Here is a 19861-nt window from a genome sequence, read left to right on the forward strand (position 1 = left end):
CTCGCGCCCGCCCGGTACAGTGGGACACGCGTCAATGACACGCTAAAACTCTGGGTGCGCCGGGAAGTCTGGTCGGCAACTGCAACAGCCGTACACAGCTGCCGAAAGCCGGAGGTCCCCCAGTGAGCGCGCGAAGCAATCAAACGATCAAGAAGTGTGCGCCGCGCGCCCACCGTCCCGCCGAGCGCGGCGAGGCCCGCGCATGAGCGCCCCCCGGAACCGCCGCACCCCCTTCCTGGGGCGGATGTCCCTGCCCGAGCGGAACTTCATCGCGGAGGCGCTACGCGCCGAAACCGTCGGCGGCATCCTCCTCCTCGCCGCCGCCGTAGCCGCTCTGATCTGGGCAAACACCCTCGGCAAGAGCTACGAGACGGTCCGCGGTTTCCACCTGGGACCGGCCGCGCTGGGTCTGGACCTGTCCCTCCAGCACTGGGCCGCCAACGGGCTGCTCGCGGTCTTCTTCTTCGTCGCCGGTATCGAGCTCAAGCGCGAACTGGTCGCCGGTGAGCTCCGTGACCCCAAGGCGGCCGCACTCCCCGTGGTCGCCGCGCTCTGCGGGATGGCGATGCCGGCGGTCGTCTACTTCGCGGTCAACAGCATCGGCGGCGGCTCGCTCCAGGGCTGGGCGGTCCCCACCGCCACCGACATCGCCTTCGCGCTCGCCGTACTCGCCGTGATCGGCACGTCCCTGCCCGCCGCGCTGCGCGCCTTCCTGCTCACCCTCGCCGTCGTCGACGACCTCTTCGCGATCCTGATCATCGCGATCTTCTTCACCTCGAAGATCGACTTTCTGGCGCTCGGCCTTGCCGTCGCCGGCCTGGTGATCTTCTATCTGCTGCTGCGCAAGGGCGTCCGCGGCTGGTACGTCTACGTCCCGCTCGCCTTGGTCATCTGGGGCCTGATGGAGAACAGCGGGGTGCACGCCACCATCGCCGGCGTCGCCATGGGCCTGATGCTGCGCTGCACCCGGCGCGACGGCGAGACGCAGTCCCCGGGCGAACACATCGAGCATCTGGTCCGCCCGCTCTCGGCCGGCTTCGCCGTGCCGCTGTTCGCCCTGTTCTCCGCGGGCGTGTCCCTATCCGGCGGTGCGGTCCACGAGGTGTTCACCCGGCCGGAGACGCTCGGGGTCGTGCTCGGCCTGGTGGTGGGCAAGGCGCTCGGCATCTTCGGCGGCACGTGGTGCACCGCCCGCTTCACCCGGGCCCAGCTCAACCCCGACCTCAAGTGGCCGGATGTCTTCGCCGTCGCCTCTCTGGCGGGCATCGGCTTCACGGTCTCCCTGCTCATCGGCGAACTCGCCTTCGCCGGAGACCTGGTGCTGACCGATGAGATCAAGGCGTCGGTGCTGATCGGCTCGCTGCTGGCGGCCGTCCTCGCCGGCATCCTCCTCAAGGTCCGCAACACCAAGTACAAGAAGCTGTGCGAGGACGAGGAGCGGGACGAGGACCAGGACGGCATCCCCGACATCTACGAACTCGACAAGCCGGAGTACCACCTGCGGATGGCAGCGATCCACGAAGCCAAGGCCGCTGAGCACCGGCGACTGGCCGAAGTGGCCTCCGACTCGCATGCCGGAGACGATGGTCCGGCATGATCTGAGAGGCTTTGCATCCGGGTGAAGAGATGAGGGAGACGGCGATGAGCGCAGTGCACGACGGCACGGACCGCAGCCTCGGACAGCTGGTGGCCACGGCCACGGCCGAAATGTCCGCGCTGGTGCACGACGAGATCGCGCTGGCCAAGGCGGAGTTCCGGCAGGACGCCAAGCGCGCGGGCATCGGCAGTGCCGCGTTCATGGTGGCCGGCGCACTGGCGCTGTTCGCGCTGCCGGTGCTGAGCTTCGCGGCGGCGTACGGCATCCACAACCTCGGCCTCGGGCTCGCCTGGTCCTTCCTGATCGTCGGGGGCGCCTTCCTGGTCCTCGCCGGACTGCTGGCCCTCATCGCGATGGCCAAGATGAAGAAGATCAAGAAGCCGGAGAAGTCGATCAACTCCGCCAAGGAGACCGCGGCCGTACTCCAGAAGGCCAAGCCGCACCCGCGGGTGGCGCCCGTGGAGCACCCGGTGCTGGAGTCTGTGACACGCTCATCGGTATGACAGCCCCTGACAGCACCGCCTCGGTCGTACGGATCGACCTCCCCAGCGGGGACGAGGTGTCGCACCGCGACGTCGCGGCCAACGGCGCCCGCTTCCACATCGCGGAGATGGGCGACGGCCCCCTGGTGCTGCTGCTGCACGGCTTTCCACAGTTCTGGTGGACCTGGCGGCACCAGATGCCGGCGCTCGCCGAGGCGGGCTTCCGGGCGGTCGCGATGGATCTGCGGGGCGTCGGCGGCAGCGACCGCACCCCGCGCGGCTACGACCCGGCGAACCTCGCTCTGGACATCACCGGCGTCATACGGTCCCTGGGAGAGCCGGACGCCGCGCTCGTCGGCCACGATCTGGGCGGCTATCTCGCCTGGACGGCGGCGGTGATGCGGCCCAAGCTGGTGCGCCGGCTGGCGGTGTCCTCCATGCCGCATCCGCGACGCTGGCGCTCGGCGATGCTCTCCGATGTCCGGCAGAGCGCCCGGAGTTCGCACATCTGGAACTTCCAGCGCCCCTGGCTGCCGGAGCGCGCCCTGACGGCGGACGACGCGGCGCTGGTGGGCCGGATGATCCGCGACTGGTCCGGCCCCCGGCTGCCGGACGACGACGCGCTGGCGGTCTACCGACGGGCGATGAGCATCCCCTCGACGGCGCACTGCTCGATCGAGCCGTACCGCTGGATGGTGCGCTCGATGGCCCGCCCCGACGGTCTCCAGTTCAACCGCCGGATGAAGATGCCCGTACGGGTCCCGACGCTGCATCTGCACGGCTCGCTCGACCCGGTGATGCGCACCCGCAGCGCGGCCGGCTCCGGCGAGTACGTCGAGGCGCCGTACCGCTGGCGGCTCTTCGACGGTCTGGGGCACTTCCCGCACGAGGAGGACCCGGTGGCGTTCTCCACGGAGCTGATCAACTGGCTGAAGGACCCGGAACCGGACCGGTGACGGGCCGCCGTCCCGGGGCCGGGCAGGGAGCAACGGTGCCCCCGGGGCGGACTGTTGACTCACCGCGTGAACCGGTTCGTCCCTGCCCTCCGCGGACCGCTGAGCGGGCTTTCCGTACCGCTCGGCGGAGCAGCCGCACAACGGGCTCGAACGTGCGTATGACGAACAGCCACTTGCCCGGCGCATAGGCCAATTGGCGGTCCCCGGGGCGGTTACGGACCTTGGGCCACGGGCAGAGTCGAGGGTATGGGCTGGACGCACGACTACCGTGACGTGGCACGCAACCGCCGCAGCAGTACCGTTTCCGTGGGTACTCAGGAAAGGGGAACCCCGGACCTCAGGTCCGACGCATCCCCCGACCCGGCGCACCCGATGGGGATTCCGCGCATCCTGCGCCGCAGAGCGCGCTGGATGAGCGCGCGACTACGCCATCCCCGCACCTGACTCCTCGGCCCGCCGACGGGGCGCGGGACTTCCCGCACCGGACGTCGGCGGGCAGCAGTGATCCTCCGGACCGCCAGGGCCTGTCCGGTGGCCGGGCCCAAGACCCGCCCACCGGAGTGGCCCTAGATCGCGCAGCCCTGGCTGTCGACCTGCTGCTGGGCCTTGCGCCCCCTGATGACGTCCTCACGGACCTCGTCGGCGGTCAGCGCATAGCCGGTGCGCGAGTCGTCCCGCGACTTCGCGAAGACGACACCGTAGACCTTGCCCTGCGGGGTGAGCAGCGGGCCGCCGGAGTTGCCCTGCCGGACCGTGGTGTAGAGGGAGTAGACATCGCGGCCGACCGTGCCGCGCTTGTAGATGTCCGCGCCGTTGGCCTGGACGCGGCCGCGGACCCGGGCGGCGCGGACGTCATAGCCGCCGTTCTCCGGGAAGCCGGCGACGATGGCGCTGTTGCCGCTCTCCGCGTCCCCGTTGGTGAACTGGAGCGCCGGGGCCTTGAGCGAGGGCACATCAAGGACCGCGATATCGCGTCGCCAGTCGAAGAGCACGACCCTGGCGTCGTACGTACGGCCCTCGCCGCCTACCTGGACGGTCGGTTCGCGCACTCCGCCGACGACATGGGCGTTGGTCATCACACGGTGCCGGCCGAAGACGAAACCGCTGCCTTCCACGACCTTGCCGCAGCTGGGGGCCGTGCCGACGACCTTGACGATGCTGCGCTTGGCCTGCGCCGCGACCGGGCTGGTGGCCAGCTGGGGATCGGGCGCCGGGACGTTGTTGATCGGCTCGTTGGAGAACGGTGTGAAGACCTGCGGGAAGCCGTTCTGGGCGAGGACCGAGGAGAAGTCCGCGAACCAGGTGCCGGCCTGCGGGGGCAGCACCCGGGACACCCCGAGCAGCACCTTGGAGTTACGGACCTCCTTGCCGAGCGTCGGCAGGGAGGTGCCGGCCAGCGCCGAGCCGATCAGCCAGGCGACCAGCAGCATCGCCAGGACGTTGACCAGCGCGCCGCCGGTGGCGTCCAGCGCTCTCGCCGGTGACCACGTGATGTGGCGGCGCAGTTTGTTGCCCAGATGGGTGGTGAGCGCCTGGCCCACGGATGCGCACACGATCACGATGGCCACCGCCGCGATGGCCGCGAAGGTGCCGGGGGTCGCCTCCCCGGTGATCTCGTTCCAGATCACCGGCAGCAGATAGACCGCGATCAAGCCGCCTCCGAGGAAGCCGATCACGGACAGGATGCCGACGACAAAGCCTTGCCGATAGCCGATGATGGCGAACCACACGGCCGCGACCAGCAGCAAAATGTCCAGGACGTTCACGCCGGACACCGTCTCACGAGCGCCAGTCGAGCGGGACGGCCTTGTCACGGTCCCACGGAATCTCCCAGCCCGCGTAGTGCAGGATCCGGTCGATGACTCCGGCCGTAAACCCCCAGACCAGGGCGTTCTCGACAAGGAAAGCAGGCCCGATGTGGCCGCTGGGATGGCGCGTTGTCACGCGGTGGGCCGGGTTCGTGAGATCCGCCACGGGAACCGTGAACACCCGGGCGGTCTCCGCCTGGTCGACCGCGCCGACCGGGCTGGGCCGGCGCCACCACCCGAGGACGGGCGTCACCACGAAGCCGCTGACGGGGATGTAGAGCCGCGGCAGCACGGCGAAGACCTGCACACCGGAGGGATCGAGCCCGGTCTCCTCCTCGGCCTCCCGCAAGGCGGCCCGGACCGGACCAGAACCCTCCGGATCGCCGTCCTCCGGGTCGAGGGCGCCACCGGGGAAGGAAGGCTGGCCGGCGTGTGAGCGCAGGGTGCCGGCGCGCTCCATCAGGAGCAGCTCGGGGCCCCGGGGGCCGTGGCCGAAGAGGATCAGTACCGCGGACTGCCGGCCACCGCTCTCGGGCGGCAGAAAGCGGCTGAGCTGGGGCGGCTCGATGGTGGCGGCCACCCGGGCCACCGGGTCCAGCCACTCGGGCAGGCCCTCGGCCGTGACCGCCCCCCGGCCGGACGCCTCCCCGGCGTCCTCCTTGTCGTACTGCTGCTCCCGTGCACTCCGCATCCGCGCCCCCTCAGGCCTGGCATCGATCGTCGGTCACCTCTGGGCGGCGGTCGTCAGGAAGCGGCCACCGGGGGCGTCATCGGCGGCGCGGGCCGCCCCGGATAGTCGGCCGGTGGCTTCAGGCGCTGCCCCGGCTGGCCGCCCAGCTCGTACTTCAGCAGCTTCCTGGCCTTCTCCGGGTCCGTCTCGCCCTCGCCGTACGCGGGGCAGAGCGGGGCGATGGCGCAGGCTCCGCAGGCGGGCTTGCGGGAGTGGCAGACGCGGCGGCCGTGGAAGACGACCCGGTGCGAGAGCATCGTCCACTCGCTCTTGGGGAAGATCGCGGCGACATCCGCCTCGACCTTCTCGGCGTCCTCCGCGGTGGTCCAGCCGAAGCGGCGGGCCAGCCGGCCGAAGTGGGTGTCGACGGTGATGCCCGGGACGCCGAAGGCGTTGCCCAGCACCACATTGGCGGTCTTGCGGCCGACCCCGGGGAGGGTGACGAGATCCTCCAGGCGGCCCGGGACCTCCCCGCCGAAGCGGTCGCGGAGCGCCGCCGACAGGCCGAGCAGCGACTTCGTCTTGGCCCGGAAGAAGCCGGTCGGCCGGATCAGCTCCTCCAGCTTCTCCGGGGGCATCGCGGCCATGTCCTCGGGCGTCGGGCAGACCGCGAAGAGGTGCGGGGTGGTCTGGTTGACCCTCAGGTCGGTGGTCTGCGCGGACAGGACCGTCGCGACCAGCAGCTCGAAGGGGTTGGTGAAGTCCAGCTCGGGGTGGGCGTACGGATACAGCTCGGCCAGCTCGCGGTTGATCCGGCGGGCCCGCCGCACCATGGCGACCCGGGACTCGGGCTTGCGTGCGGGCGCCGTCTTGGCGGGCGCCTTCCCGGCGGCCGTCTTGGCGGCCTTCTGCGCCGTCGTCTTCTTGGCCGTCGTCTTCTTCGCCGTCGCCCGCTTGGCCGGGGTGGTCTTTCCGGCGGCCGTCTTCTTGGCGGGGGCCTGCTCGACGGCCGCGCCGGTCCGCTTGGCGGCGGCCTTCTTCGCGACGGCCTTCTTGGCCGCCGGCTTCTCGGGGGTTGCGTTCACGGGGCGGCCTTCTTCCCTGCCGAGGTCTTGCCTGCCGGAGTCTTCCTCGCGGCGGTCTGCACGGTCGTATCCTGCGCCGACGGTCGCGACGCGCCGAATTTCCGGACGGGCGGCTTCCGGTGGGGTGCCACCCCGGAGAGGGATTTGTTACTTTTATCCGAATCCGATGCGCGGCCGGACGACTGTTCGCCCACAGCGGAATCCCGCCTTGCGCTCACTCTTCCGGCCCCCCAGTCCTCTGCTCTCACCGGCGTATTGGACACTCGGCCAGACTAAGGCCAGCCACTGACATCCGGCTTGATCGCTGTGATTCCTGACCCCAATCGGCCCCCTGCCTTATGGCTCGGGGCACCGGTCCGGCAAACTTGTGATTGATCGCACTGTTTTGCATTCCGGCATGATGGGGACCACAGTCCCCCGGAGCATGTCGACAAGGAGAGATCTCGTGGACGACGTTCTGCGGCGCGCACCGCTCTTCGCGGCGCTCGATGACGAGCAGGCGGCCGAGCTGCGCGCCTCTATGGGAGAGGTCACGCTCGCCCGCGGCGACGCCCTGTTCCACGAAGGGGACCCCGGCGACCGCCTCTACGTGGTCACCGAGGGCAAGGTGAAGCTGCACCGCACTTCCCCCGACGGACGGGAGAACATGCTCGCCGTCCTCGGTCCCGGAGAGCTGATCGGTGAGCTCTCGCTCTTCGACCCCGGCCCCCGTACGGCCACGGCTTCCGCCCTCACCGAGGTCAAGCTCCTCGGCCTGGGGCACGGCGACCTTCAGCCCTGGCTGAACGCCCGCCCCGAGGTGGCCACGGCCCTGCTGCGGGCGGTCGCCCGCCGGCTGCGCAAGACCAACGACCAGATGTCCGACCTGGTCTTCTCGGACGTACCGGGCCGCGTGGCACGCGCCCTGCTCGACCTGTCGCGCCGCTTCGGCGTGCAGTCCGAGGAAGGCATCCACGTCGTCCACGACCTGACGCAGGAAGAGCTGGCCCAACTGGTCGGCGCCTCCCGCGAGACGGTCAACAAGGCGCTCGCGGACTTCGCGGGCCGCGGCTGGCTGCGCCTGGAGGCGCGCGCCGTGATCCTGCTGGACGTCGAGCGGCTGGCCAAGCGCTCGCGCTGAGCCGCCCGCAGACAGCCTGGAAGGGCCCCGCTCCGGCGGGGCCCTTCGTCATGGGCGCCGCCGGACCGCCGGCCGGCCCCCGCGGCCCGTAATGGGCTCGCCGGAGCACCGCAGGCCCCGCCAGAGTGACGCCATGACCCACCACAAGGGACTGGACCGGGACGGCTGCTTCCTACGGGAGGGAGCCCTGGACCGGGTGTCCGCGCCGTTCGCGCCCGTGGTGGCGGAGCTGGAAGCCCGGCTCGGCGACCGCTTCGTCCCCGCCGGGCTGCACAGCAGCTACCTCTACGGCAGCGTCCCCCGGGGCACCGCCGTCCCCGGCGTCTCCGACCTCGATGTGCTGCTCGCCCTGCGGGACACGCCCACCGAGGCCGACCGGGCCGCCGCACGCTCCGTGGAGGACCGCCTGGACGCGGCCTTCCCCCAGGTCAACGGCGTCGGGATCCTGCTGTTCGGCGTGGACCGCGTGCTGAGCGGGCCGGAGCGGTACGACCTGGGGTGGTTCGTGGCCTGCCTGTGCACGCCGCTCAGCGGCCCCGATCTCGCCGCTCGGCTGCCCCGCTACCGCCCCACCTCGCTCCTCGCCCGCGAGACCAACGGCGACCTCTTCCGCGGCCTGCCCGGTCTGCGCGCGCAGGCCGCGGCGGCCACCACGGAAGCCGAGCGCAGCCGGCTCACCCGGGGCGTGGCGCGCCGACTCGTCCGTACCGGATTCACCCTGGTCATGCCGCGCTGGGGCGACTGGACCAGCGACCTCACCGAGTCCGCCGAAGTGTTCGGCCGCTATTACCCGGCGTACGCCGAGCAGATGGGCGCCGCGGCGCGCGCCGCCCGGACGCCCGCCGCGTACCCGGAGCTGCTGGACGAGCTGCTGTTCGGCCTCGCCCCCTGGCTGGCCGACGAGTATCTGGCCGTCCACGGGGCGAAGGCTCCCCGCCCGTAGGAGCGCTGACGGGGCCTCTCGGCGACCTGGAGCCGCCCGGCGGCCGTCCGTCCGCGTCAGTCCTCGATCAGCCCGTGCTCGCCCAGGTACTCCAGCTGCGCCCGCACCGACAGCTCGGCGGCCGGCCACAGGGAGCGGTCGACGTCGGCGTACACGCTCGCCACGACCTCACCGGGCGTCCGGTGGCCGGCCTCGACCGCGGTCTCCACCTGGGCGAGCCGGTGCGCCCGGTGCGCCAGATAGAACTCCACCATCCCCTGCGCGTCGTTCAGCACCGGCCCGTGGCCCGGCAGGACCGTCGCCACCCCGTCGTCGACCGTGAGGGAGCGCAGCCGGCGCAGCGAGTCCAGGTAGTCGCCCAACCGTCCGTCGGGGTGCGCGACCACAGTGGTGCCGCGCCCCAGGATCGTGTCGCCGGTGAGCACCGCGCGGTCGGCCGGGAGATGGAAGGAGAGCGAGTCCGCGGTGTGGCCCGGGGTGGGTACCACCCGTAGTTCCAGGCCCCCGGTGGTGATGACATCGCCCGCTTCGAGCCCCTCGTCCCCCAGGCGCAGCGCCGGATCCAGCGCCCGTACGGAGGAACCGGTCAGCTCGGCGAAGCGGACGGCGCCGTCGGAGTGGTCCGGGTGACCGTGCGTCAGCAGCGTCAGCGCGATGCGCTTGCCGGCCCGCTCGGCGGTGTCGATAACGGCGCGCAGGTGGCTCTCGTCGAGCGGCCCGGGGTCGATGACGACGGCCAGGTCGGAGTCCGGCTCGGCGACGATCCAGGTGTTGGTGCCGTCCAGCGTCATCGGCGACGGGTTCGGCGCCAGGACGCAATGGGCGCGCGCGGTCGCGGGCCCCGAGATCACTCCGCCGCGGGGCTGTCCGGGGAGGGCGGCTGCGTCGGTCATGCGGGGGTCCCTCCCGAGGGGCCGGTGCCGTCCGCGGGCCCGTCGGGCGCGTCGCCCCCGGGGGCACCGGTTCCGGCGTCCGTCCGTGTGATGTGCTTGGTGAACTCGTCGTGCCCCGGCCAGCTCAGCTCGATCTCGCCGCCCACGAGACGGGCCCTGGCCAGTACGGGCGTCAGGTCCTGGGCCTCCGCGGCGGCCAGCGCGTCCGCGGCGGAGGCGTACGGCTGGAGCCCGCGCAGGGTCGCGATGGTCGGCGGCATCATCAGCAGCTCACCGCGGTCGTAGCCGGCGGCCGCCTCCTCGGGCCGGATCCACACCGCGAGGTCCGCCTCCGTGGTGGCGAGGCGGGCCCCCTCTGGACCGGAGCCGGCCGGCGTCTCCTGGGGGAGGGTGCGCTGGCCCTCGGGCAGCGCGGCGACGAAGAACCAGGTGTCGTAGCGCCGTGGTTCGAACTCCGGGGTGATCCAGCGGGCCCAGGCGCCCAGCAGGTCGGAGCGCAGCACCAGGCCGCGGCGGCCCAGGAAGTCGGCGAAGGACAGCTCATGGGCGACCAGGGCGGCGCGGTCGGCCTCCCAGTCCTCGCCCGTGGTGTCCGCGACGACCGTGTCGGCCGAGGCGCCGGCGAGCAGCACACCGGCCTCCTCGAACGTCTCGCGGACCGCCGCGCAGACGATGGCCTGCGCGGTGGCCGGATCGACGCCCATACGGACCGCCCACTGGGCGCGGGACGGACCGGCCCAGGCCACCGGCCGCTCGTCACGGGGATCGACGGAGCCGCCCGGATAGGCGTACGCGCCTCCGGCGAAGGCCATGGAGGTGCGTCGGCGCAGCATGTGGACGGCGGGGCCGCCGGAGGCGGAGTCCCGCAGCAGCAGGACGGTCGCGGCCCGCCGGGGCTCGGCAGGGGTCAGCTCGCCGTTCGCGAGCGCCCGGATACGGTCCGGCCACTCCGGCGGGTACCACTGGCCATTGGTCGTGGACGACATGGCCGGATGCTATGCGCTCGCGCGCGGATGTTCGAGGGCCACTTTCGCGCCGGAGGGCCCCTGCTGACGCGGGGCCCTCCGGCACAGGGCACGCCACCACGAGGGCGGCGTCCCTGCGCGTCCCTATTCGGCGATCTCGACCTGGATCTCGACCTCGACCGGCGCGTCGAGCGGCAGCACCGCCACGCCGACCGCGGACCGGGCGTGCACGCCCTTGTCGCCGAGGATCTCGCCCAGCAGCTCACTGGCGCCGTTGAGGACGCCCGGCTGGCCGGCGAAGTCCGGCGCGGAGGCCACGAAGCCGACGACCTTGACGACCCGCTGGATCTTGTCGAGGTCGCCGATGACGGACTTCACGGCGGCCAGCGCGTTGAGGGCGCAGGTCGCGGCGAGTTCCTTGGCCTGCTCCGCGCCGACCTCGGCGCCGACCTTGCCGGTGGCCGGCAGCGCGCCGTCCACCATCGGCAACTGGCCGGAGGTGTACACATAGGCGCCGGAGCGCACCGCGGGCTGGTAGGCGGCCAGCGGCGGCACGACCTGGGGCAGCTTCAGCCCGAGCGCCGCGATCTTGTCCTCCACCGCGCTCATGCCTGCTTCTCCCGCTTCAGGTAGGCCACCAACTGCTCGGGGTTGTTCGGGCCCGGAACGACCTGGACCAGCTCCCAGCCGTCCTCGCCCCAGGTGTCCAGAATCTGCTTCGTCGCGTGCACGAGGAGCGGCACGGTCGCGTATTCCCACTTGGTCATGGGCCGAGCGTAATGCCTGTCCAGGGCCGCGCCGGACCCCGTCCGCCGCGGCCCGCCCACACCCGCTCCGGACGGCGTTCAGCGAGCCGGGACGCCGGGCCCCTACGGATCATCCCTGAGCCGTCCCGGACGGCTCGCGGGCAGATATCCGGGGCTTCCCAGGTGTATCCCGTGCGTAGCCGGGACGCGGACTGGTTAGGCTCCTTGGCGTGAGCAGGCTCCATGTCGTCAGCGGCAAGGGCGGCACCGGCAAGACCACGGTCGCCGCTGCCCTCGCCCTCGCCCTGGCCACCGAGGGTCGCCGTACCCTCCTGGTCGAGGTCGAGGGCCGGCAGGGCATTGCCCAGTTGTTCGAGACCGAAGCGCTTCCTTACGAGGAACGCAAGATCGCTGTGGGTCCGGCATCGGAAGGTGCCGCCCCATGGGGTGCGTCCGGCGCGCCGTCCGCCGGGGATCCCGCGCGCGGCGGTGGCGGGAGACGGGCGGGCGGCGAGGTCCACGCCCTCGCCATCGACGCCGAACGCGCCCTTCTGGACTACCTCCAGATGTTCTACAAGCTGGGCAGCGCGGGCCGGGCGCTGAAGAAGCTCGGCGCGATCGACTTCGCCACGACCATCGCACCGGGCCTGCGGGACGTCCTGCTGACCGGCAAGGCGTGCGAGGCGGTCCGCCGCAAGGACAAGAACGGCAAGTTCGTCTACGACGCGGTCGTGATGGACGCCCCGCCGACCGGCCGCATCACCCGCTTTCTGAACGTCAATGACGAGGTGGCCGGGCTGGCGAAGATCGGCCCGATCCACAATCAGGCGCAGGCCGTGATGCGGGTCCTCAAGTCGCCCGAGACCGCGGTGCATCTGGTGACGCTCCTGGAGGAGATGCCCGTCCAGGAGACCGCCGACGGGGTCGAGGAGCTCCGCGCCGCCGGCATCCCGGTGGGCGGCATCGTCATCAACATGACCCGCCCGGCGCTGCTGGACAACGGCGATCTCGACATCGCCGCCCGGGACGCCCGTGGCGGCGTCGCCAAGGCGCTCTCCCAGGCCGGTCTGGGCGGCGCCCGCCGCGGCGGGCTGGCGGAACGGCTGATCGACCCCTTGCTGGAGCAGGCCCGCGAACACGCCGAGCGGGTCGAGCTGGAGCGCGCCGAGCACGCCGAGCTGACCGCCCTCGGCCTGCCCACCTACGAGTTGGAGCTGCTCCCCGAGGGAGTGGACCTCGCCGGGCTCTACCACCTGGCGAGAGACCTGCGGAAACAGGGGCCCATATGACCTCGGACAACACGACGCTGGACGCCTCGGCCCCGCGGCTCGAGGTCGATACGCTGCTCGACGACCCGCACACCCGCATCGTGGTGTGCTGCGGTTCGGGCGGCGTCGGCAAGACCACGACCGCCGCGGCGCTGGGGGTGCGCGCCGCTGAGCGCGGCCGCAAGGTCGTGGTGCTCACCATTGACCCGGCCCGGCGGCTTGCGCAGTCCATGGGCATCTCCGAGCTCGACAACGTCCCGCGTCAGGTCAAGGGCGTCGACGAGTCCGCGGGCGGCGAACTGCACGCGATGATGCTGGACATGAAGCGCACCTTCGACGAGATCGTCGAGGGCCATGCGGACGCCGACCGGGCGCGCGCGATCCTGGAGAACCCCTTCTACCAGTCCCTGTCAGCCGGTTTCGCGGGCACGCAGGAGTACATGGCCATGGAGAAGCTGGGCCAGCTCCGCGCGAACGACGAGTGGGACCTGATCATCGTCGACACCCCGCCGAGCCGCTCCGCACTGGACTTCCTGGACGCGCCCAAGCGCCTGGGCTCCTTCCTGGACGGCAAGTTCATCCGGGTGCTGATGGCACCGGCGAAGGTCGGCGGCCGGGCTGGCATGAAGTTCCTCAACGTCGGCATGTCGATGATGACCGGGACCCTCAGCAAGCTCATGGGCGGTCAACTGCTGCGCGATGTGCAGACGTTCGTGGCCGCGATGGACACCATGTTCGGCGGCTTCCGCACCCGCGCGGACGCCACCTACCGGCTGCTTCAGGCGCCCGGTACGGCGTTTCTCGTGGTGGCCGCGCCGGAGCGGGACGCCCTGCGCGAGGCGGCGTACTTCGTCGAGCGGCTGGCCGCCGAGCAGATGCCGCTGGCCGGCCTGGTGCTGAACCGTGTGCACGGCAGCGGCGCCGCCCAACTGAGCGCCGAGCGCGCACTGGCCGCCGCGGAGGCCCTCACGGACCGCATGGCGGAGGACACCCACGCGGACCCGCCCGCGGACGCCGACGCGGACCCGGGCACCGCGGCCGGTCCCGCCGCCGACCGCACAGAAAATAATCTTGAAGCCCACGGCATTGTGGATCTCGACGGCGGGAAGGCTGGATCACGTACCGCCGGCGGCCTCTCCCCCGCTGCCGCGGCGGAGCACACGACACCCACCTCGGCCTCAGCGGCGCAACTGGCCGCCGGGCTGCTTCGACTGCACGCCGAACGTATGCAGGTCCTCGCGCGCGAACGGCGCACGCGGGACCGCTTCACCGCGCTGCACCCCGAGGTTCCGGTGACGGAGGTCGCCGCGCTGCCCGGCGATGTCCATGACCTCGCGGGACTGCGTGCCATCGGCGACCGTCTGGCGCTGAACCCCACGGACACCGACGACTGAGCCGTACGCACTCCCGGCGCTCCACACACCGAGCCCTCCACACACCGAAGAAGCGCCCGCACCTCACACCCCCGGGCGCCGCACCACGTCTTCACCGGGCGCGCCGGATCAGCGCGCCCACCCCCATCCATGCCTCCAACTCCGGTGCCGCGCACCGTGACTGACGGCGCGTCGCGTCTGTCGGACCGATCAGACCGCGCCATCAACCGAACCTTCTCGGCCGACTTCGTTCAGCCGGTACCCGCCGCTATCCGACCGCGGCGAACTCGTCGAAGGCCTCGTCCTCACAGTCCACCGGCAGGATGCCCGTGCTGTGCTCATATTCCGTACGTGCTGTCTCCAGCAGCCGGCGCCATGACGTCACGGTCGGGCGGCGACGCAGCAGCGCCCTCCGCTCGCGTTCGGTCATCCCGCCCCACACGCCGAACTCCACCCGGTTGTCCAGGGCATCGGCCAGGCATTCCGTGCGCACCGGACACCCGGTGCACACCGCCTTGGCGCGGTTCTGCGCCGCCCCTTGAACGAACAGTTCATCCGGATCGGTAGTGCGGCAGGCTGCCTGTGCACTCCAGTCGGTTACCCAGCTCATGCTGGCGCCGTCCTCTCCCGAATCGAGGCTCCCCCACGGCGGCAAGCGGCATATTCACCGTTGCCAGTTGAGGACGTTACGGAAAGCAGGCAGGGCGCAACACCCCCTTCGGGCCCAATCTTGGATGGCCCGAACGGACTATGCGTATGCGGCAGATCACCCAACGGAGTGACCGCAGGGCATACCTCACTTTGCGCGCAAGACGGGACAGTTCACCGGCCTGACACGGGGTTTTCTTCGGCGCCTGCGGTCACGTGGGGGTGCGTACCGCGGGGAGAGGGGCTTGACGAACTCGGGCGTAACCGTTCGGCTGTGGTAGCTGAGGACAGGCTAAACGAACACGTGCGCCCCTGTCCGGCGGATTGAGAACGTAGGCTGCCCTCATGCCTAAGAAGCGCGATGGCGGAGGTCTGTCCAAGACGCAGCAGGCCGCCAAGTTCCTCGGTGTCAGCGTCCTGGCCGGAGCGGTACTCGCCGGTCTTGCGCTCCCTGCGGCCGGGGCACTCGGTCTGACCGCCAAGGGATCGGTCGAGGGCTTCGACGACATCCCCGCAAACCTCAAGACACCGCCGCTCAGCCAGCGGACCAGGATCCTGGACGCGAAGGGCGGCGAGATCGCCAAGGTCTACTCCCGTGACCGCACGGTCGTCGGCCTCAAGGACATGTCGCCGTACATCCGGAAGGCGATCGTCGCGATCGAGGACGCGCGCTTCTACGAGCACGGCGCCATCGACATGAAGGGCATCCTGCGGGCGGTCAACAAGAACGCCCAGTCGGGCGGCGTCTCCCAGGGCGCCTCGACGCTGACCCAGCAGTATGTGAAGAACGTCTTCATCGAGGAGGCCGGCGACGACGCGGACAAGGTCGCGCAGGCCACCCAGCAGACCCTCGGCCGCAAGGTCAGGGAGCTGAAGTACGCGATCCAGGTCGAGAAGGAACTGGGCAAGCGCAAGATCCTTCAGAACTACCTCAACATCACGTTCTTCGGGCAGCAGGCCTACGGCGTCGAGGCGGCCGCCCAGCGCTACTTCAGCAAGCACGCCAAGGACCTGAATCTGGAGGAGTCGGCGCTGCTGGCCGGCATCGTCCAGTCGCCCACCCGCTACGACCCGGTCAACGCCCCGCAGGAGGCCACCCGGCGGCGCAACACCGTCCTCCAGCGGATGGCCGATCTGAAGGACGTCACCCAGGCGCAGGCCGACGCGGCCGCCAAGAAGCCCATAAAGCTGGCGGTCAGCCGTCCCGAGAACGGCTGCATCACCGCCACCGACGGCGCCGGCTTCTTCTGCGACTACATCCGCAAGGTCTTCCTCAACGACAAGCACTTCGGCAAGAGCCGGAAGGTCCGCCTGCAACGCTGGAACGAGGGCGGCATGACCATCCGCACCACCCTCGATCCGCAGTCCCAGAAGTCGGTCCAGGCCTCGCTGAAGGACCATGTCTACGAGGACGACCCGGTCGCCGGTGCCGCCACCATCGTCGAGCCGGGCACCGGCAAGATCCTCGGCATGGGCCAGTCGCGCCCGTACGGCTTCCGCGAGAACCAGACCGTGATCAACCTCTCGGTCGATCACGACATGGGCGGCGGCGCCGGCTACCAGCCCGGGTCGACCTTCAAGCCGGTGATCGCGGCGGCCGCGCTGGAGCAGGGGACGAACCCGGAGCAGGAGTACCCCTCGCCGTACCGGATGCCGTACCCGAGCCCGGTACAGACCTGCGACGGCGAGTGGCAGGGCAGCGCCATGACGCAGAACGAGAACAGGGAAGAGGTCGGCCCGTACGCCATGAAGGAGGCGACCGCGAAGTCGGTCAACACCTACTTCGTGGAGCTGATCAGCGATATGGGCATCTGCCCCGCGGTGAAGATGGCCCAGAAGATGGGCATCGAGCGGGCGGACGGCAAGCCGTTGGAGCAGGTCCCGTCGATGACGCTCGGCGTGCAGGAGATGTCGCCGCTGACCATGGCGGCCGGGTACGCCGCGTTCGCCAACGGCGGTGAGTACTGCTCCCCCGTCGCCATCGAGTCGATCACCGACGCCCGGGGCCGGGCGCTGAAGGTCCCGCAGACCAGCTGCCGCAGCGCGATGTCCAAGAGGACCGCCGACACGATCAACACCCTCCTCAAGGGCGTCGTCGAGGACGGCACCGGCAGGGAAGCCGGTCTCCAGGGCCGTGACAGCGCCGGCAAGACGGGCACCAGCGACAGCCGCTACGCCGCCTGGTTCGTCGGCTACACCCCGAACGCGGCCGGTGCGGTCTGGGTCGGCGACCCGATGCACAAGCGGAAGATGTACGACATCAGCATCGGCGGGGTCCCCCACGACAAGGTCTACGGCGCCGACACCCCCGGCCCCATCTGGCGCGATGCGATGAGCGGCGCCCTCGCCGACCGGCCCGCGCCCGAGCTGCCCACCGTCCCGATCGACGACCCCGCCAAGGACCGGCCCCAGGGCGACGACAAGGGCCGCGGCAAGCACAAGCCCGGCCGGGGCCACGGCGGCGACGACAAACCGGGCGGCGGCTGGCACATTCCGGGCTTCCCCGACATCCTGGGCGGCGGCAACGGCGGCTGACAGGCGGCCGATTGGCCCGTAGGACAACGGCTGAGGGGCGCCCCCCACCACGGGGGCGCCCCTCAGCCGTCTTTCCGGGACTCGGTCCGGCCGCTCAGCCGGCCAGCAGCTTCTTCACCACCGCGGCCACCCGGCCACCCTCGGCGCGGCCCGCCACCTGAGGGTTGACGATCTTCATGACGGCGCCCATCGCCCGCGGGCCCTCGGCACCGGCCCCCTTGGCCTCCGCCACGGCCGCCGCGACCAGCTGCTCCAGCTCGTCATCGGTCAGCTGCTTGGGCAGATAGTCCGCGAGCACCTCGCCCTCGGCGCGCTCCCGGCCGGCCTGCTCGGCGCGGCCGCCCTGCTCGAAGGCGTCCGCGGCCTCCCGGCGCTTCTTCGCCTCCCGCGCGATGATCTTCTCGACCTCGCCGTCGGACAGCTCACGCGCCTCGGTGCCCGCGACCTCCTCCTTCTGGATCGCGGTCAGCGTGAGACGGAGGGTGGAGGAGCGCAGCTCGTCGCGCGCCTTGATCGCGACGGTGAGGTCGTCCTGAAGCTTGGACTTGAGCGTGGTCATGCCGTTGAGTATGCCTCCCCCCACCGACAACCGCCGAGCCTTTTCCTCCCGGCCCGCCACGCCCGCCGCACGACGGGGCCGCTCCGCCGCTGCATCCACCCCCCGCACTCTGCGACGATGGGACGCATGCGCGCGCGATACGGAGTACCCCTGACCCTGACCGCAGTCGGCGCGGCCGGCCTGGCCTACGCCGCCGGCTTCGAAGTCCGCTCGTTCCGCCTCCGGCGCGTCACCGTGCCCGTACTGCCCCGCGGAATGCGGCCGTTGCGCGTCCTCCAGGTCTCCGACATCCACATGGTCAGCGGGCAGCGCAAGAAGCAGCGCTGGCTCCAGTCGCTCGCCGGGCTGCGCCCCGACTTCGTCATCAACACCGGCGACAACCTCTCCGACACCGAGGGCGTCCCCGAGACCCTGGACGCGCTCGGCCCGCTGATGGAGTTCCCCGGCGCCTACGTCTTCGGCTCCAACGACTACTACGGTCCCAAGCTCCGCAACCCTGCCCGCTACCTGATCGAGCGGGCCCAGGGCCGGCACGGCCTCAACGGCAACGCACCCGCCGTGGGCGTCGTCCACAACCCGTGGGAAGAGCTGCGGGACGCGTTCGACGCGGCCGGCTGGGTCGGCCTGTCCAACTCCCGCGGCCGCCTGAAGCTGGACGGCATCGAGATCGCCCTGACCGGCCTGGACGACCCGCACATCAAGCGGGACCGGTACGCCGAGGTGGCCGGCGGCCCGGAATCCGGCGCGGATCTCTCGCTGGCCGTCGTCCACGCCCCCTACCTGCGCTCGCTGGACGCCTTCACCGCCGACGGCTATCCGCTGATCCTGGCCGGGCACACCCACGGCGGCCAGCTCTGCATCCCCTTCTACGGCGCCCTCGTCACCAACTGCGACATCGACACCGACCGCGTGAAGGGCCTGTCCACCCACACGGCTGCCGGCCACACCTCGTACCTCCATGTCTCCGCCGGCTGCGGCACCAACCGCTACACCCCGGTCCGCTTCGCCTGCCCCCCGGAGGCGACGCTGCTGACCCTGACGGCGCGGGACTGACGGCTCAGGGCTGAACTCAGGGGGGACTCAGGGGCGGGGCGGAACCGGCCCGCGGGCGGGGCACCGGGGGCGACTCGCGGATTTGCCGGATCGGGTCTCCCCGCCCGCTGATCATCCCCCCTAACGTGGAGGAATGTCCGACCCCACCCGGACCTCGCAGTCCACGCGCCACGCCACCGACCCGGCCGCTGCCGCCGCCCGCACCCCGGCCGCAGCCGTCGCCCCCACGATCCGCCGCCCCCTGGCGGCCGCCTTCCGCACCGGCCTCGCCGCGGCCGCCCTGACGGGCCTGGTCCTCGCCGCCGTCGATGACCCCGCCCCGGCCCACCTCCTCGCCCGCTTCACCGTGCAGGCCAACCTCGCCGTGGCGCTGGTCTCCTTCTGCTCCGCCCACCGCGCCTGGTCCGGCCGCCGCTCCGTGAGCCCCCGCCTCACCGGCGCGCTCCTCTGCTTCCTCGTCCTCCCCGCGCTCGTCCACCACGCCCTCCCCGCCGGCGACGCCACCGCCTTCACCCTGCCGGGCACCGGCACCCCCACCGCCGCCCAGGCCCTCTCCCACCACCTCCTCTACGGCCTCACCCCGTTCGCCGCCCTCGCCGACTGGCTGCTGCTCACCGCCCCCCGCGGCTTCCGGCTGCCCTGCGCCTGGCAGTGGCCGGCCTACCCGCTCCTCTACCTCGCGTTCGCCCTCGCCTTCCCCGCCACGGCCGGTGCCCCGCCCCCCACCGTCACCACCGCCCTCACCCTCGCCCTGGCGGTCTGCCTGCTCCCCTTGATCGCCATCGGGATCGACCAGGTCAGGCCCGCTCCCCGGCTCCACAAGAACCGGATTTCACCTACAGGGATCAGTCCGCTAAAGTAGAGCTCGTTGCTTCGGGGTGTAGCGCAGCTTGGCAGCGCGCTTCGTTCGGGACGAAGAGGTCGTGGGTTCAAATCCCGCCACCCCGACTGAAGAAACAACAGGTCAGGCCCGGCCTTCCGTCAAGGAAGACCGGGCCTGAGGTGTTTCCCGGTGCAGCTCGCGGGCGGGCGGGGAGCGGTTGTGGCTTCACGCGGGCCGGTGCCGCCCGTTGACGCCCCTTCAGGGGCTTTTCCCTGCCCGGCGGACGCGACATCGGGTGTGATCCGGGCCACAGATGACGGTGTTCCCGTGGTACCGG

At 71.3% G+C, this 19861-nt stretch carries 20 protein-coding genes and 1 tRNA gene; 12 read left to right on the forward strand and 9 right to left on the reverse strand.

The annotated features are described in order from the left end of the window. The first annotated feature begins 202 nt into the window (after nucleotides 1–202). The 4 genes from nhaA (at nucleotide 203) to TU31_RS39560 (ending at nucleotide 3479) form a co-directional block, all read left to right on the forward strand. Nucleotides 203–1597 carry a Na+/H+ antiporter NhaA gene (gene nhaA / locus TU31_RS06340; protein WP_042150546.1) on the forward strand — a complete coding sequence of 465 codons (1395 nt, stop codon included), beginning with the start codon at nucleotides 203–205 and terminating at the stop codon, nucleotides 1595–1597. A gap of 44 nt (nucleotides 1598–1641) precedes the next feature. After that, entirely contained in the window at nucleotides 1642–2100 is a 459-nt protein-coding gene (locus tag TU31_RS06345) for a phage holin family protein (RefSeq protein ID WP_018089969.1), read from the forward strand. Continuing rightward, entirely contained in the window at nucleotides 2097–3035 is a 939-nt protein-coding gene (locus TU31_RS06350) for an alpha/beta fold hydrolase (protein WP_042150549.1), read from the forward strand. Before TU31_RS06345 ends, TU31_RS06350 begins: the two co-directional genes overlap by 4 nt. Before the next feature lie 246 nt (nucleotides 3036–3281). Next, a complete protein-coding gene (locus tag TU31_RS39560) occupies nucleotides 3282–3479 on the forward strand; it encodes a hypothetical protein (RefSeq protein ID WP_078885583.1) in 198 nt (65 codons plus the stop codon). 122 nt (nucleotides 3480–3601) lie between these two features. Here TU31_RS39560 and TU31_RS06355 read toward each other — a convergent pair whose 3' ends face one another. The 3 genes from TU31_RS06355 to nth are packed head-to-tail and all read right to left on the reverse strand — an operon-like array spanning nucleotide 3602 to nucleotide 6598. Then, a complete protein-coding gene (locus tag TU31_RS06355; protein WP_042151732.1) occupies nucleotides 3602–4801 on the reverse strand; it encodes a MarP family serine protease in 1200 nt (399 codons plus the stop codon). Between the two features lie 13 nt (nucleotides 4802–4814). Continuing rightward, entirely contained in the window at nucleotides 4815–5534 is a 720-nt protein-coding gene (locus TU31_RS06360) for an NUDIX hydrolase (protein ID WP_042150551.1), read from the reverse strand. Nucleotides 5535–5587: 53 nt separating this feature from the next. Then, nucleotides 5588–6598 (reverse strand): endonuclease III, encoded by a 1011-nt coding sequence (gene nth, locus TU31_RS06365; RefSeq protein ID WP_042150553.1) that lies wholly within the window; start codon nucleotides 6596–6598, stop codon nucleotides 5588–5590. A 445-nt stretch (nucleotides 6599–7043) separates the two neighbouring features. On the opposite strand from nth, the gene TU31_RS06370 reads away from it, so the two are divergent. Continuing rightward, a complete protein-coding gene (locus TU31_RS06370) occupies nucleotides 7044–7718 on the forward strand; it encodes a Crp/Fnr family transcriptional regulator (protein ID WP_006604164.1) in 675 nt (224 codons plus the stop codon). 133 nt (nucleotides 7719–7851) lie between these two features. Beyond that, complete coding sequence (locus TU31_RS06375; RefSeq protein WP_042150554.1) at nucleotides 7852–8661, forward strand: nucleotidyltransferase domain-containing protein; 810 nt, start codon at nucleotides 7852–7854, stop codon at nucleotides 8659–8661. Nucleotides 8662–8717: 56 nt separating this feature from the next. On the opposite strand, the gene TU31_RS06380 is transcribed toward TU31_RS06375, so the two are convergent. The 4 genes from TU31_RS06380 to sp36 all read right to left on the reverse strand — a co-directional run bounded on the left by TU31_RS06380 (nucleotide 8718) and on the right by sp36 (nucleotide 11286). Continuing rightward, a complete protein-coding gene (locus tag TU31_RS06380; protein WP_042150556.1) occupies nucleotides 8718–9554 on the reverse strand; it encodes an MBL fold metallo-hydrolase in 837 nt (278 codons plus the stop codon). After that, a complete protein-coding gene (locus tag TU31_RS06385) occupies nucleotides 9551–10540 on the reverse strand; it encodes an NUDIX hydrolase (RefSeq protein WP_042150558.1) in 990 nt (329 codons plus the stop codon). Before TU31_RS06385 ends, TU31_RS06380 begins: the two co-directional genes overlap by 4 nt. A gap of 123 nt (nucleotides 10541–10663) precedes the next feature. Further along, nucleotides 10664–11128: a RidA family protein gene (locus tag TU31_RS06390; protein WP_042150560.1), complete on the reverse strand. Its 465-nt coding sequence runs from the start codon at nucleotides 11126–11128 to the stop codon at nucleotides 10664–10666. Then, nucleotides 11125–11286 carry a Sp36 family protein gene (sp36, locus tag TU31_RS37855; protein WP_003975360.1) on the reverse strand — a complete coding sequence of 54 codons (162 nt, stop codon included), beginning with the start codon at nucleotides 11284–11286 and terminating at the stop codon, nucleotides 11125–11127. The genes TU31_RS06390 and sp36 overlap by 4 nt, the downstream gene beginning before the upstream one ends. Nucleotides 11287–11495: 209 nt before the next feature. On the opposite strand from sp36, the gene bagA reads away from it, so the two are divergent. Together bagA and bagB are read left to right on the forward strand one after the other, a co-directional pair. After that, the gene (gene bagA, locus TU31_RS06395; protein ID WP_042150562.1) at nucleotides 11496–12554 is read left to right on the forward strand and encodes an ATPase BagA; all 1059 of its coding nucleotides are present in this window, start codon (nucleotides 11496–11498) and stop codon (nucleotides 12552–12554) included. Beyond that, nucleotides 12551–13927, forward strand: a complete 1377-nt coding sequence (gene bagB, locus TU31_RS06400; RefSeq protein WP_042150565.1) for an ATPase BagB — start codon at nucleotides 12551–12553, stop codon at nucleotides 13925–13927. The genes bagA and bagB overlap by 4 nt, the downstream gene beginning before the upstream one ends. Nucleotides 13928–14174: 247 nt before the next feature. Here the strand turns inward: bagB and TU31_RS06405 are convergent, their stop codons facing one another. Next, nucleotides 14175–14516: a WhiB family transcriptional regulator gene (locus TU31_RS06405; RefSeq protein ID WP_042150566.1), complete on the reverse strand. Its 342-nt coding sequence runs from the start codon at nucleotides 14514–14516 to the stop codon at nucleotides 14175–14177. 383 nt (nucleotides 14517–14899) lie between these two features. On the opposite strand from TU31_RS06405, the gene TU31_RS06410 reads away from it, so the two are divergent. Beyond that, on the forward strand, nucleotides 14900–17089 hold the full coding sequence (locus tag TU31_RS06410; protein WP_042150568.1) for a transglycosylase domain-containing protein: 2190 nt from the start codon (nucleotides 14900–14902) through the stop codon (nucleotides 17087–17089). A 94-nt stretch (nucleotides 17090–17183) separates the two neighbouring features. Here TU31_RS06410 and TU31_RS06415 read toward each other — a convergent pair whose 3' ends face one another. Further along, the gene (locus tag TU31_RS06415; RefSeq protein WP_042150569.1) at nucleotides 17184–17648 is read right to left on the reverse strand and encodes a GatB/YqeY domain-containing protein; all 465 of its coding nucleotides are present in this window, start codon (nucleotides 17646–17648) and stop codon (nucleotides 17184–17186) included. Between the two features lie 126 nt (nucleotides 17649–17774). On the opposite strand from TU31_RS06415, the gene TU31_RS06420 reads away from it, so the two are divergent. From TU31_RS06420 to TU31_RS06430, 3 genes are all read left to right on the forward strand, one after another. Beyond that, nucleotides 17775–18701 carry a metallophosphoesterase gene (locus TU31_RS06420; protein ID WP_181018553.1) on the forward strand — a complete coding sequence of 309 codons (927 nt, stop codon included), beginning with the start codon at nucleotides 17775–17777 and terminating at the stop codon, nucleotides 18699–18701. Nucleotides 18702–18834: 133 nt separating this feature from the next. Next, the gene (locus TU31_RS06425; RefSeq protein ID WP_042150573.1) at nucleotides 18835–19563 is read left to right on the forward strand and encodes a Pr6Pr family membrane protein; all 729 of its coding nucleotides are present in this window, start codon (nucleotides 18835–18837) and stop codon (nucleotides 19561–19563) included. Between the two features lie 12 nt (nucleotides 19564–19575). After that, nucleotides 19576–19649, forward strand: a tRNA-Pro gene (locus tag TU31_RS06430). Nucleotides 19650–19861: the final 212 nt, after the last annotated feature.

It is taken from the genome of Streptomyces lydicamycinicus, assembly GCF_000829715.2.
Classification (GTDB): Bacteria; Actinomycetota; Actinomycetes; order Streptomycetales; family Streptomycetaceae; genus Streptomyces; species Streptomyces lydicamycinicus.